The organism is Janthinobacterium lividum, assembly GCF_034424625.1.
GTDB classification, from domain to species: domain Bacteria; phylum Pseudomonadota; class Gammaproteobacteria; order Burkholderiales; family Burkholderiaceae_D; genus Janthinobacterium; species Janthinobacterium lividum.
Genome location: NZ_CP139976.1, coordinates 1223469 through 1235697 on the forward strand (window position 1 = coordinate 1223469; position 12229 = coordinate 1235697).

The window sequence follows — 12229 nt, forward strand, 5'->3', positions numbered from 1 at the left end:
ATGCGCCGCCTGCTTGCCACTGTTGTGCTGTCATTGACCATGTTGGGCGCCGCTGCCGCGCCGCCAGCCTTTATCGCTGCCGACGTACCCGAGGCCCGCCTGGCGGGCGAGGGCGAATACACGTGGTTCGGCATGCGTATTTACCGCGCGCAACTTTGGGTGGGACCGCAAGGCTACCAGGGTACGGCATCCGAATCGGCGCCGTTTGTACTGGAACTGCGCTACGCGCGCGCGCTCGACGGCAAGAAAATCGCCGAAGCCAGCTACGAACAGATGCAGAAAATCGGCGCGGGTACGTCGGAGCAGCGCCTGGCCTGGCTGGCCACCATGCAGCGCATCTTTCCTGACGTCAAGGAAGACCAGCGCATCGCAGGCGCCTACCGGGCGGGCATCGCGCCCGGCGTGCGTTTTTATCTCGATGGCAAGGTGCTGGCCGACGTGACGGATGGCGACTTCGCGCGCGCCTTCTTTGCCATCTGGCTGTCGCCGTCGAGCACGGCGCCGAAGCTGCGCGCGGCCTTGCTGCAGAGTGCGGCGCCGCTGCCATGAACGCCGGGGCCAGCGCCTTGACCTTGCCTGCCTTGTTCAGTTATGGCCTGTTCGGCCTGCCGCTGGCCATGCTGGCGCTGCCCATCTATATATATGTGGCGCCGTTTTATGCGCAGCGCAGCAGTCTTGACCTGGCGCAAATCGGTGCCGTGCTGCTGGCGGCACGCATCGCCGCCGCCTTCATCGATCCTGCCCTCGGTGTCTGGATGGCGCGTGGCGGGCGCGGCTATGCAATATATGTTGGCGCCTCGCTGCCCTTGCTGCTGCTGGGCTTTGCTGCCCTGTTCCATCCGCCGGCCATGCGGGAAGCTGCCACCCTGGCCTGGTTCCTGGCCGCCTTGCTGCTCGTGTATGCCGCCTATGGCCTGGCCGGCATCGCGCACCAGAGCTGGGGCGCGGCCCTGAGCCAGCTGCGCGCGCAGCGGGCGCGGGTGACGGCCGTGCGCGAAGGCTGCGGCTTGCTCGGCGTGATCCTGGCAGCGGGGCTCACTTCCGTGCTCGGCTACGACGGCTTGTCGCTGGCCTTCGCCATCTGCCTGCTGGCGGCGGGGGCGCTGCTGCTGGCGCGCGCGCCGCGTCCGGTGTTGCGCCAAGGCCCGCAGGCGCTGCCCGCTGGCGCCTGGCGCCTGCCGTTTCGCCAGCGCGCCTTTCGCTGGCTGTTTGCCGTCTTGCTCGTCAATGGCGTGGCAGCCGCCATTCCCGCCACCCTGTTCCTGTTCTTTGCCACTGACTACCTGCGCCTGGGCCATTACGCAGGGCCGTTCCTGATCGTCTACTTTTGCGCGGCGGCCGCCTCGATGCCCGTGTGGGTGGCCCTGGCGCGACGCTTTGGCGAAGCCCGTGCCTGGGGTGGTGCCATGCTGCTGGCCGCAACCGTGTTTGTCTGGGCGTATGGCCTGGGCGCGGGTGCCGCCTGGGGTTTTGCCGCCATCTGTCTGCTGTCGGGCCTGGCGCTGGGCGCCGACCTGGCCTTGCCGCCGGCCCTGCTGGCAGGGCTGATCGGCGCGGCCGGTCATGCCGGGCGGCACGAAGCGGCGTATTTCGGCTGGTGGAACTGGGGCGTGCAGATGAGCCTGGCGCTGGCGGCCGGCATCGCCTTGCCCCTGCTGGCCTGGCTCGGCTATGTGCCGGGCAGCAGCAAAGGCTTGCCAGCCCTGGCTGCCGCCTACGCCTTGCTGCCCTGCGCCTTGAAACTGCTGGCGGCGTTACTGTTGTGGCGTGCACCCTTGCAACATATATTTAGTGACCACCTGGAGAATCGCGCATGCGCTTCATGAGTTATTGCAAACACCGTTTGCCGCTGGCGGTCCTGATGCTGGCGCTGGCCGCCTGCTCCACGCCGCCCACGCCGGCCATGTATGCGCAGGAATTGCCCATACTGGATCTGCAACAGTATTTCAATGGCACGCTCGATGCCCACGGCATCTTCCAGGACCGCTCCGGCAAGGTGGTCAAGCGCTTCACCGTGGTGATGCGGGCCAGCTGGGTGGGCGAGACGGGCACCCTGGATGAAGACTTCACGTATTCGGATGGCAGCCGCCAACGGCGCGTGTGGACCTTGCGCAAGACGGCGCCCGGGCGCTTCATCGGCACGGCGCCCGACGTGATCGGGGAAGCTGTCGGCGAAGTGGCCGGCAATGCGCTGCGCTGGCAATACGTGCTGGCGTTGCCCGTCGACGGCACGGTTTACCACGTCGACTTCGAGGACTGGATGTTCCTGATGGATGACAAGGTCATGCTGAACCGCGCCGCCATGAGCAAGTTCGGCTTCAGCCTGGGCGCCGTCACTTTATCGTTCAGCAAGCGTCCGCAGGCGGCCCCATGAATCGCAAGGTTACCAGCTGGGCCGGCAAGCGCGTATGGATCATCGGCGCTTCCAGCGGCATCGGTGCCGCGTGCGCCACCTTGTTGCTGGAGCAGGGCGCCAGCGTGGCCTTGTCAGCCCGCCATCGTGCCAGCCTTGAGCGGCTGTGCGACGGACAGGCGCTGGCGCAGGCATTGCCGCTCGATATCACCCAGCACGCGCAGCTGCGGGCCGTCTGCGTAGAATTGCAGCAGCAGTGGACGCATATCGACCTGATACTGGTGGTCGCCGGCGGCTATCAGGCGATGCGCGCCGATAGCTTCGACCTTGAGGCAGCCCAGGGCTTGCTGGCCTTGAATGTGGGCGGCGTCTTCAATTGCCTGGAGCAGGCTTTGCCGTGGCTATTGCGCCAGGGCAGTGGCGGCATCGGCATCGTCGCTTCGGTGGCCGGTTATGGCGGCTTGCCCAAGGCGCTCGCGTACGGCGCCAGCAAGGCGGCGCTGATTAACCTGACAGAGTCGCTGTATCTGGACCTGCATCCGCGCGGCATCGGCGTGTACCAGATCAACCCCGGCTTTGTCGCCACGCCCTTGACGGCGGACAACGATTTCACCATGCCGGCCCTGATGACGGCGCGTGACGCGGCCGCCGCCATGCTCGACGGCATCGAGCGGGGCCAGTTCCACATCCACTTCCCCAAGCGCTTTACCAATGCCATGCGCCTGGCGCGGCTGTTGCCGTACCGCGCCTATTTTTGGCTGATCCACAAGGTGACGGGCCTATGAGCGCAACCATGGAAGGCGCGCTGGCGCGCCTGGTGGCGTTTTACGAGCATCTGAGCCTGGAAAGCCTGGCCCAGCTGGGCGCCGTGTATGCGCCGGACGCCCGCTTCAAGGACCCGTTCAACGAGGTCGAGGGCCATGCCGCCATCCTGGCCATCTTCGAGCACATGTTCGTGCAAGTCGATGCGCCACGGTTTGTCGTGCTGGAAAGCCTGGGGCAGGGAGAGCAAGCGTTCCTGACGTGGGAGTTTCGCTTTCGCATGAAACGCCTGGTATCTGGCGAACAATGTATTCGTGGCGCAACACATGTGCGTTTCGATAGGCAGGGACGGGTGGTAATGCACCGCGATTATTGGGATGTGGCGGAAGAATTGTATGAAAAACTGCCGGTGCTGGGCCCTTTCATGCGCATGCTCCGCCGCGCAAGCCAGCGTTAAGGCTGATTCTTGATGCTTATAAGCAAAAAATGCGAAAAAGAAAAAGTAAATTGTGTGGTATCGGGTCGGCGAAAACTTGATTTCGGTCAATGTGTCGTTTTTTAGACACAAATATGTCGAAATATTGAGAAGGCAACATTGTAAGAATTTGTTTCAACTGATGCGCAATTTGCAAGCAAGAGTCGTCCTCATCGGTTCTAGGCGGGTGGCTGAAGAGTTAGCCGGAAAACATGAAAAACATTTCTATGTGAGCAATTTAAATTACCGGAAAGTCAGTAATTGTGTTGATACTCTGCCTATTTTCCTGACGCGCGCGCCGACGTCAAAAATGGCGTCTACGCCCCTGAATAATGCGGCAACGCACCAAAACAGGGCGTGATATTTCCCGTTTTTGGGCATCCGGCAGCAAACATTGGCGATGCCGTGTATGCTTCGTTCCGTTTATCCATTATCGCCTGACAAATTGTGCGCTTTGTCGCGTAAATCATGCAGGGTAAATGATGGGTAAAGCATGTTGATGTTTTAATCACGCGCCTGATACTGTTGCACTAATACAACGGGTGTCGACAAGGCATGCGCTATGATGGAATGGTCAATCAGGCCAATGCATTGGTTGGCAAGGGGCACTGGCTCTGTCGCGTAGTACGGTTGGCGATGGTCGGGATGCCTGAAAAAGCCCTCGGCCTGGTACCGGAAGTAACATGTTGGAACTTGATGGAATGTGAAACGGTCGTTATAGTGCCGCTTCCGGTGCCCTTTGAGCACCGAACCGGCGCATCAAAATACGGTCGCTCTGCAGCCTTCAAGCTTATCGGTGCAATAGCGTGCCGATACCGATGTGAATTGTTCCCCTGACCGGAACAGCAATGTGGCAGGTGGAGACCTTGCCCTCACTCATAAAAAGCGCTCTGTTAGAGCGCAGCTCGAGATGCATAGGCTGTATTACTTTTTGCTTCAAAATTAAAGGAAATCGCAATGAAAAAAACTCTGATCACCCTGGCAGTTCTGGCAGCAGCCACTGGCGTAGCCCAAGCTCAATCGAGCGTTGTTATCTACGGTACCGTTGACGCTGGTTTCGTCAGCGAGCGCGGCGGCGCAGCCGGCACCACCAACAAAGTAGACAGCGGCATTGCTTCGGCTTCCCGTCTGGGCTTCAAAGGCACCGAAGATCTGGGCAACGGCCTGTCGGCTCTGTTCGTTCTGGAAGCTGGTTTCGGTGTTGACAGCGGCTCGCAAGGTAAAAACGAAGCCCTGTTCGGTCGTCAATCGTACGTAGGTCTGAGCAGCAAAACGACCGGTACCCTGACCCTGGGTCGTCAATACACGCCTTGGTACAACACCCTGTCGAAAGTTGCTGATCCATTCGCAGTGGGCTACGCTGGTTCCGCCAAGAACCTGTTCCCAGCGAACACCCGCACCAGCAACACCGTGCTGTACACCTCGCCAAACTTCAACGGCTTTGACGCTGATGTGGCTTACACCTTCGGCGAACAAGCTGATTCGAACAAATACGGCCGTCAAATCGGCGCGTCGGCTGGCTACTCGAACGGTCCTTTGAACGCACGTCTGGCTTACAACACCACCAGCAACGAATCCGCTATCAGCAACAAAGGTAGCGCACGTAACTGGTTGGCTGCAGCTAACTACGACTTCGCAGTTGCCAAGGCTTTCCTGGCATACGGCGTCAACAAAGGCGACAACAGCGCAACCTACAACTCGGGTCTGAGCAACACCAACGCAGTTGTTGCTGGTCAAGCTTTCGGCACCACCGGCAGCCTGAACGCGTACGGCTACAACGCTGCTGCTCCTAGCACCGACAGCGCTAACCTGCTGGTCGGCGCGACCGTACCAGTTGGCCCAGCTGGCACCGTGATGGCTTCGTACATCAAGACCAACGACAAAGGCATCGCTAACGCTGACGCTGATCAATGGGCACTGGGTTACTCCTACGCTCTGTCGAAGCGCACCAGCACCTACGCTTCGTACGCTAAGATCAAGAACAAAAACGGCGCAGCTTACACCGTTGGTAACAACAGCAACATCGGTTCGGGCGACAAAGCCTTCAACGTTGGTGTTCGTCACTCGTTCTAATATTCGCGCAAGCGAAGCTTAGTACCGCTGCCAGCATCCCTTCGGGGATGCTGATAAGCAAGGAAACGCGCTGTCTGGCTTCGGCCTGGCGGCGCGTTTTTGCATGTGCGGCGCCAGTTATAATGACGCCGTTACTCAAGTAAAGGAATGCCATGTATTCATTCACCTCGCCGCGCCTGGCCGCCTTGCTGGCCGCGCTGCTGCTTGCTGGCGCCACGGGCGCCGCTGTCGCTGCCGTCAAGGGCAAGAAGCCGGCCGGACTGGAGCGCTACGGCGTGGCCGTCTACTCCGACCTGTGCCTGCAAAAGGATAGCGGCGAAATCGGCGGCCAGCGCGTGACGCTGCTGCTTATAAGCAAAAAATGCGAAAAAGAAAAAGTAAATTGTGTGGTATCGGGTCGGCGAAAACTTGATTTCGGTCAATGTGTCGTTTTTTAGACACAAATATGTCGAAATATTGAGAAGGCAACATTGTAAGAATTTGTTTCAACTGATGCGCAATTTGCAAGCAAGAGTCGTCCTCATCGGTTCTAGGCGGGTGGCTGAAGAGTTAGCCGGAAAACATGAAAAACATTTCTATGTGAGCAATTTAAATTACCGGAAAGTCAGTAATTGTGTTGATACTCTGCCTATTTTCCTGACGCGCGCGCCGACGTCAAAAATGGCGTCTACGCCCCTGAATAATGCGGCAACGCACCAAAACAGGGCGTGATATTTCCCGTTTTTGGGCATCCGGCAGCAAACATTGGCGATGCCGTGTATGCTTCGTTCCGTTTATCCATTATCGCCTGACAAATTGTGCGCTTTGTCGCGTAAATCATGCAGGGTAAATGATGGGTAAAGCATGTTGATGTTTTAATCACGCGCCTGATACTGTTGCACTAATACAACGGGTGTCGACAAGGCATGCGCTATGATGGAATGGTCAATCAGGCCAATGCATTGGTTGGCAAGGGGCACTGGCTCTGTCGCGTAGTACGGTTGGCGATGGTCGGGATGCCTGAAAAAGCCCTCGGCCTGGTACCGGAAGTAACATGTTGGAACTTGATGGAATGTGAAACGGTCGTTATAGTGCCGCTTCCGGTGCCCTTTGAGCACCGAACCGGCGCATCAAAATACGGTCGCTCTGCAGCCTTCAAGCTTATCGGTGCAATAGCGTGCCGATACCGATGTGAATTGTTCCCCTGACCGGAACAGCAATGTGGCAGGTGGAGACCTTGCCCTCACTCATAAAAAGCGCTCTGTTAGAGCGCAGCTCGAGATGCATAGGCTGTATTACTTTTTGCTTCAAAATTAAAGGAAATCGCAATGAAAAAAACTCTGATCACCCTGGCAGTTCTGGCAGCAGCCACTGGCGTAGCCCAAGCTCAATCGAGCGTTGTTATCTACGGTACCGTTGACGCTGGTTTCGTCAGCGAGCGCGGCGGCGCAGCCGGCACCACCAACAAAGTAGACAGCGGCATTGCTTCGGCTTCCCGTCTGGGCTTCAAAGGCACCGAAGATCTGGGCAACGGCCTGTCGGCTCTGTTCGTTCTGGAAGCTGGTTTCGGTGTTGACAGCGGCTCGCAAGGTAAAAACGAAGCCCTGTTCGGTCGTCAATCGTACGTAGGTCTGAGCAGCAAAACGACCGGTACCCTGACCCTGGGTCGTCAATACACGCCTTGGTACAACACCCTGTCGAAAGTTGCTGATCCATTCGCAGTGGGCTACGCTGGTTCCGCCAAGAACCTGTTCCCAGCGAACACCCGCACCAGCAACACCGTGCTGTACACCTCGCCAAACTTCAACGGCTTTGACGCTGATGTGGCTTACACCTTCGGCGAACAAGCTGATTCGAACAAATACGGCCGTCAAATCGGCGCGTCGGCTGGCTACTCGAACGGTCCTTTGAACGCACGTCTGGCTTACAACACCACCAGCAACGAATCCGCTATCAGCAACAAAGGTAGCGCACGTAACTGGTTGGCTGCAGCTAACTACGACTTCGCAGTTGCCAAGGCTTTCCTGGCATACGGCGTCAACAAAGGCGACAACAGCGCAACCTACAACTCGGGTCTGAGCAACACCAACGCAGTTGTTGCTGGTCAAGCTTTCGGCACCACCGGCAGCCTGAACGCGTACGGCTACAACGCTGCTGCTCCTAGCACCGACAGCGCTAACCTGCTGGTCGGCGCGACCGTACCAGTTGGCCCAGCTGGCACCGTGATGGCTTCGTACATCAAGACCAACGACAAAGGCATCGCTAACGCTGACGCTGATCAATGGGCACTGGGTTACTCCTACGCTCTGTCGAAGCGCACCAGCACCTACGCTTCGTACGCTAAGATCAAGAACAAAAACGGCGCAGCTTACACCGTTGGTAACAACAGCAACATCGGTTCGGGCGACAAAGCCTTCAACGTTGGTGTTCGTCACTCGTTCTAATATTCGCGCAAGCGAAGCTTAGTACCGCTGCCAGCATCCCTTCGGGGATGCTGATAAGCAAGGAAACGCGCTGTCTGGCTTCGGCCTGGCGGCGCGTTTTTGCATGTGCGGCGCCAGTTATAATGACGCCGTTACTCAAGTAAAGGAATGCCATGTATTCATTCACCTCGCCGCGCCTGGCCGCCTTGCTGGCCGCGCTGCTGCTTGCTGGCGCCACGGGCGCCGCTGTCGCTGCCGTCAAGGGCAAGAAGCCGGCCGGACTGGAGCGCTACGGCGTGGCCGTCTACTCCGACCTGTGCCTGCAAAAGGATAGCGGCGAAATCGGCGGCCAGCGCGTGACGCTGCACCGCTTTGCCGAAGCCGATTCCGTCATCTATGAATTCACGGCCGGCGCCCTGAGCTGGCCCATCGTGGCCAACGACGTCAACCTGGACGCCGCCACGGGCGCCTTCGACTTCACCATCGCCGGCGCCGACAGCGAAGAGCGCACCATCGTCGGCAAGTTTTCCAAAGATGGCCAGACCCTGACCCTGGAAGGCGATTACTGCGGCGGCAACGTGCGCATGCCGATGAAACTGAGCCGCGTGCGCGATTTCGGCCGTCCCCTGAAGCATTGCACGCCATGCCCGCCGGTGCCGCAAGCGCCCGCCGAGGCAGCGCCTGCCGAGGAAAGCGCGCCCGTGCCCGCCGCCTGAGCGATTGCTGCGGTTACAAAGAAAAAGGCCCGGTATCGACCGGGCCTTTGTTATTTCTCGCCTTGCGGGAGGCTTATTTGGCGGCCTGCGCCTTTTCCGCCGTGGCGCGGATGGTGGCCAGCGTCGCGTTCGGCGTGATCAGGTTGCCGTCGTAGCGCAGTTCGATCAAGGCCGGCAAGTTGTGCGCCTTGGCGTGCGCCAGCGCCCGTTGCAGGGCGGGGGCGAACTCTTCTGTCGTATTCACCACTTCGCCATGTGCGCCATACGCTTGCGCCAACGCCGCAAAATCCGGGTTGTGCAGGGTCGTGCCCGACACGCGGCCCGGGTAGTCGCGCTCCTGGTGCATGCGAATGGTACCGAACATCTGGTTATTGAAGACGATGATGACCACGCCCGCCTGGTATTGCACGGCCGTGGCCAGTTCCTGGCCATTCATCATGTATTCGCCATCGCCGGCGAACGTGATCACGGTGCGCTCGGGGTGCACGATCTTCGCCGCCACGCCGGACGGCACGCCGTAGCCCATGGCGCCATTCGTTGGCGCCAGCTGGGTGCGCATGCCGCCGTAGCGATAGAAGCGGTGCGCCCACGAGGCGTAATTGCCGGCGCCGTTCGTCAGGATGGTGTCAGCGGGGGCCTGCGCCATGATCTCTTGCGTGACTTGCCACAGGTCCAGCGGCGCCTGGCCATCCTGGAAGATGGGCGGGCGCTCCTGGTAGGCGGCCAGCTCGGCCTTGGCTTCGGCTGGCGTATGCTGCCAGGCGGACGCATCGACGGGCGCCATGGCGGCCAGCATGGCGCATACTTGCGGCATGCCGCTGTTGATCATCAGCTCGGCCTGGTAAACGCTGCCCAGTTCCTCGGCATCCGTATGGATGTGCACCAGGCGCTGGCGCGGCACGGGTGAGTCGAACAGGGTGTAACCGCCTGTCGTCATTTCGCCCAGGCGCGGGCCGATGGCGATGACCAGGTCGGCGTTTTTCACGCGCGCGGCCAGTTTCGGGTTGATGCCGATGCCGACGTCGCCGATGTAGTTCGGGTGGGAATTGTCGAGCAAGTCCTGGAAGCGGAAGGCGCAGGCGACGGGCAGGTGGTTGCTTTCCGCGAACTGCTGCAGGTCGGCGCACGCTTGCGGCGTCCAGGTAGTACCGCCCAGCAAGACCAGCGGCTGCTTCGCGGTCGCCAGCATGCCGCGCAACTGCTGCAGCTGGGCATCCGATGGCGCCGCCTGCACGGGCTGGTAGGCGCGCGTGTCGGCCACCGTGGCCAGCGCAATGAGCATGTCTTCCGGCAGGGCCAGCACGACGGGGCCGGGACGGCCGCTGGTGGCAACCTGGAAGGCGCGCGCCAGGTATTCGGGAATGCGCTCGGCGCGGTCGATCTGCGCCACCCACTTGGCCATCTGGCCGTACATGCGGCGGTAGTCGATTTCCTGGAATGCTTCGCGGTCGACGAAATCATTGCCCACCTGGCCGATGAACAGGATCATCGGCGTGGAATCCTGGTGGGCCGTGTGCACGCCGATCGAGGCGTTGGTGGCGCCCGGTCCCCGCGTGACGAAGCAGATGCCCGGCTTGCCCGTCAGCTTGCCGTAGGCTTCGGCCATGAAGGCGGCGCCGCCTTCCTGGCGGTTGATGATGAAGCGGATGCCCGAATCGTGCAGGGCGTCGAGCACGTCGAGGTAGCTTTCGCCAGGCACGCCAAAGGCGGTGTCGACACCGTGGATCTGCAGGGCATCGACCAGGATCTGGCCGCCGGTACGGGGTTGTTGCGTCATGTTCGGCTCTTTATATTCTAGTGGGTGGCAAAGAAATGGGGCAAGCGGTGCGCATGCGCCTGCATGCAAGCAGCTTGCCTCATTCTATGTGAGCCGATTTGGCCCGGCTTTTGAAATGGCGACACCGAATTACACAATCCCCCGGGCCGGGACCCGACGAGGGGCCCGGCGAGCGGTGTCGCGCGTGCACAGGCCTTTTTGCAGAAACATGCTGCGGCGCGGTACAATGGCGGGTGAAGCAGGCCAGACAGTCGCTGGCCGGCGCAGCAATGCGCTGGCGGGAGGAAGGTCCGGACTCCATAGAGCGGGGTGACGGTTAACGGCCGTCCGTCGAAAGCCGCAAGGTATAAGGCGAGGAATAGGGCCACAGAGACGAGCGTATTAAGTTACGGTGAAACGCGGTAACCTCCACCTGGTGCAATTTCAAATAGGCACGCGATGATGCTGCTCGCGGAGCGTGCGGGTAGAAAGCTTGAGCGCCCGAGTAATCTGGCGCCTAGAGGAATGACTGTCATAGCGCCAACCTGCAAGGGAAGGCGCCGTAACAAAATCCGGCCTACCGGCCTGCTTCACTTGAATTCCTGTTTCCTGGCTTGCCAGGGAGCGTATCGCCCGCAGCGTTTTTCATGCTGTGCGCCGTCCAAAAAGCCCCCGCAACGGGGCTTTTTTTGTATCTAAAAATATAGCATCCGCGATAAAGTTGTATAGACAACTAAAAATGAACAATTGGTTAAAGTTTTCTGTTTACAATTAATTGCTGCGTTGCAAAAATAGTTTTCCTGCGACAGGCCAGGCCCGGAAAACAGGGGCGATACGCGCCAAGGATGATTTTCTTTTGCTTTAAACCAAGTCTTTTCCGATGCTTGATTGCTGTTGTGTCCGGATGACGAAACTATTGTCATGTGTCAACTAACTGTAAAAAATTCAATTTTTTGATTTCGTTTTTTTCGATGTTTACGGTAGGAAAACACATGTGTGCAGATGAGGTAGCACATTCACTATCTTTCATAAGTATCTAATTTATCGATATATTTTTATTTGAGACTCCTTCAACGATATGCGCTAAGTCCTTAATTTCATTAATAAAATTCCTGTTTTGCCAATCGGAAACCGCTTGACCACTATCTTTGCTTCCTCTAAAGTGGGCAACTGTGTGAAAAAGTGTGTTTTTGTGGGAAATTTTCCCTTTTCATCGCGATGCGCAAGCGTCGCAACCCAAGCTCAAAAAGGTCTTCCGTGTTTCAAGGCGCGTCCGCAATCAATCTCGATGCCAAAGGCAGGATGTCTATCCCTGCCAAGCACCGTGACGCGCTGGCGATTCAATGCGAAGGCCGCTTGACACTCACCAAACACCCCGATGGCTGTCTGCTGTTTTTTCCCCGTCCCGTGTGGGAAAGCCACCGCCAGCAAATCGCCGCCTGGCCCATGTCGGCGCGCGCCTGGCAGCGCATCTTCCTCGGCAACGCCGTCGACGTCGAGCTGGACTCGGCCGGCCGCGTGCTGATCTCGCCCGAATTGCGCAACGCCGTCGGACTGGCGCGCGAAGTCATGATGATCGGCATGGGCAGCCACTTTGAAATATGGGATGCCGCCAAGTTGGCCGACAAAGAACAGCAGGCGATCGATGCCGGCACCCCCGATGTACTTTCCAATTTTTCTTTCTAAGGCTCC

General features: G+C 59.1%; 11 protein-coding genes and 1 other RNA gene. 11 read left to right on the forward strand and 1 reads right to left on the reverse strand.

Going from position 1 to position 12229, the window contains the following annotated elements:
- From U0004_RS05545 to U0004_RS05585, 9 genes are all read left to right on the forward strand, one after another.
- Complete coding sequence (locus tag U0004_RS05545; protein WP_070258836.1) at positions 1 to 549, forward strand: chalcone isomerase family protein; 549 nt, start codon at positions 1 to 3, stop codon at positions 547 to 549.
- Positions 546 to 1826 (forward strand): MFS transporter, encoded by a 1281-nt coding sequence (locus tag U0004_RS05550; protein WP_070258838.1) that lies wholly within the window; start codon positions 546 to 548, stop codon positions 1824 to 1826. Before U0004_RS05545 ends, U0004_RS05550 begins: the two co-directional genes overlap by 4 nt.
- Entirely contained in the window at positions 1814 to 2374 is a 561-nt protein-coding gene (locus tag U0004_RS05555; protein ID WP_081345821.1) for a DUF3833 domain-containing protein, read from the forward strand. The genes U0004_RS05550 and U0004_RS05555 overlap by 13 nt, the downstream gene beginning before the upstream one ends.
- Positions 2371 to 3138, forward strand: a complete 768-nt coding sequence (locus U0004_RS05560; RefSeq protein WP_070258840.1) for an SDR family NAD(P)-dependent oxidoreductase — start codon at positions 2371 to 2373, stop codon at positions 3136 to 3138. Before U0004_RS05555 ends, U0004_RS05560 begins: the two co-directional genes overlap by 4 nt.
- Positions 3135 to 3572: a nuclear transport factor 2 family protein gene (locus tag U0004_RS05565; protein WP_070258842.1), complete on the forward strand. Its 438-nt coding sequence runs from the start codon at positions 3135 to 3137 to the stop codon at positions 3570 to 3572. The genes U0004_RS05560 and U0004_RS05565 overlap by 4 nt, the downstream gene beginning before the upstream one ends.
- A gap of 975 nt (positions 3573 to 4547) precedes the next feature.
- On the forward strand, positions 4548 to 5663 hold the full coding sequence (locus U0004_RS05570) for a porin (RefSeq protein ID WP_070258844.1): 1116 nt from the start codon (positions 4548 to 4550) through the stop codon (positions 5661 to 5663).
- A 152-nt stretch (positions 5664 to 5815) separates the two neighbouring features.
- Positions 5816 to 6100 (forward strand): hypothetical protein, encoded by a 285-nt coding sequence (locus U0004_RS05575; protein WP_254676151.1) that lies wholly within the window; start codon positions 5816 to 5818, stop codon positions 6098 to 6100.
- A gap of 870 nt (positions 6101 to 6970) precedes the next feature.
- Positions 6971 to 8086, forward strand: a complete 1116-nt coding sequence (locus tag U0004_RS05580; protein WP_070258844.1) for a porin — start codon at positions 6971 to 6973, stop codon at positions 8084 to 8086.
- Positions 8087 to 8238: 152 nt separating this feature from the next.
- Positions 8239 to 8781 (forward strand): hypothetical protein, encoded by a 543-nt coding sequence (locus U0004_RS05585; protein ID WP_070258846.1) that lies wholly within the window; start codon positions 8239 to 8241, stop codon positions 8779 to 8781.
- Between the two features lie 73 nt (positions 8782 to 8854).
- Here U0004_RS05585 and U0004_RS05590 read toward each other — a convergent pair whose 3' ends face one another.
- Positions 8855 to 10558 (reverse strand): thiamine pyrophosphate-binding protein, encoded by a 1704-nt coding sequence (locus U0004_RS05590; protein ID WP_070258848.1) that lies wholly within the window; start codon positions 10556 to 10558, stop codon positions 8855 to 8857.
- A 235-nt stretch (positions 10559 to 10793) separates the two neighbouring features.
- Here U0004_RS05590 and rnpB point away from each other — a divergent pair.
- An RNA gene (rnpB, locus tag U0004_RS05595) (RNase P RNA component class A) lies at positions 10794 to 11133 on the forward strand.
- Between the two features lie 661 nt (positions 11134 to 11794).
- Entirely contained in the window at positions 11795 to 12223 is a 429-nt protein-coding gene (mraZ, locus tag U0004_RS05600) for a division/cell wall cluster transcriptional repressor MraZ (protein WP_034748899.1), read from the forward strand.
- Positions 12224 to 12229: the final 6 nt, after the last annotated feature.

Excerpts from the sequence above, each read along its gene's own strand:
- U0004_RS05545 (WP_070258836.1), top strand. The coding sequence starts at position 1 with ATGCGCCGCCTGCTTGCCACTGTTGTGCTGTCATTGACCATGTTGGGC.
- U0004_RS05550 (WP_070258838.1), top strand. The coding sequence starts at position 546 with ATGAACGCCGGGGCCAGCGCCTTGACCTTGCCTGCCTTGTTCAGTTAT.
- U0004_RS05555 (WP_081345821.1), top strand. The coding sequence starts at position 1,814 with ATGCGCTTCATGAGTTATTGCAAACACCGTTTGCCGCTGGCGGTCCTG.
- U0004_RS05560 (WP_070258840.1), top strand. The coding sequence starts at position 2,371 with ATGAATCGCAAGGTTACCAGCTGGGCCGGCAAGCGCGTATGGATCATC.
- U0004_RS05565 (WP_070258842.1), top strand. The coding sequence starts at position 3,135 with ATGAGCGCAACCATGGAAGGCGCGCTGGCGCGCCTGGTGGCGTTTTAC.
- U0004_RS05570 (WP_070258844.1), top strand. The coding sequence starts at position 4,548 with ATGAAAAAAACTCTGATCACCCTGGCAGTTCTGGCAGCAGCCACTGGC.
- U0004_RS05575 (WP_254676151.1), top strand. The coding sequence starts at position 5,816 with ATGTATTCATTCACCTCGCCGCGCCTGGCCGCCTTGCTGGCCGCGCTG.
- U0004_RS05580 (WP_070258844.1), top strand. The coding sequence starts at position 6,971 with ATGAAAAAAACTCTGATCACCCTGGCAGTTCTGGCAGCAGCCACTGGC.
- U0004_RS05585 (WP_070258846.1), top strand. The coding sequence starts at position 8,239 with ATGTATTCATTCACCTCGCCGCGCCTGGCCGCCTTGCTGGCCGCGCTG.
- U0004_RS05590 (WP_070258848.1), bottom strand. The coding sequence starts at position 10,558 with ATGACGCAACAACCCCGTACCGGCGGCCAGATCCTGGTCGATGCCCTG.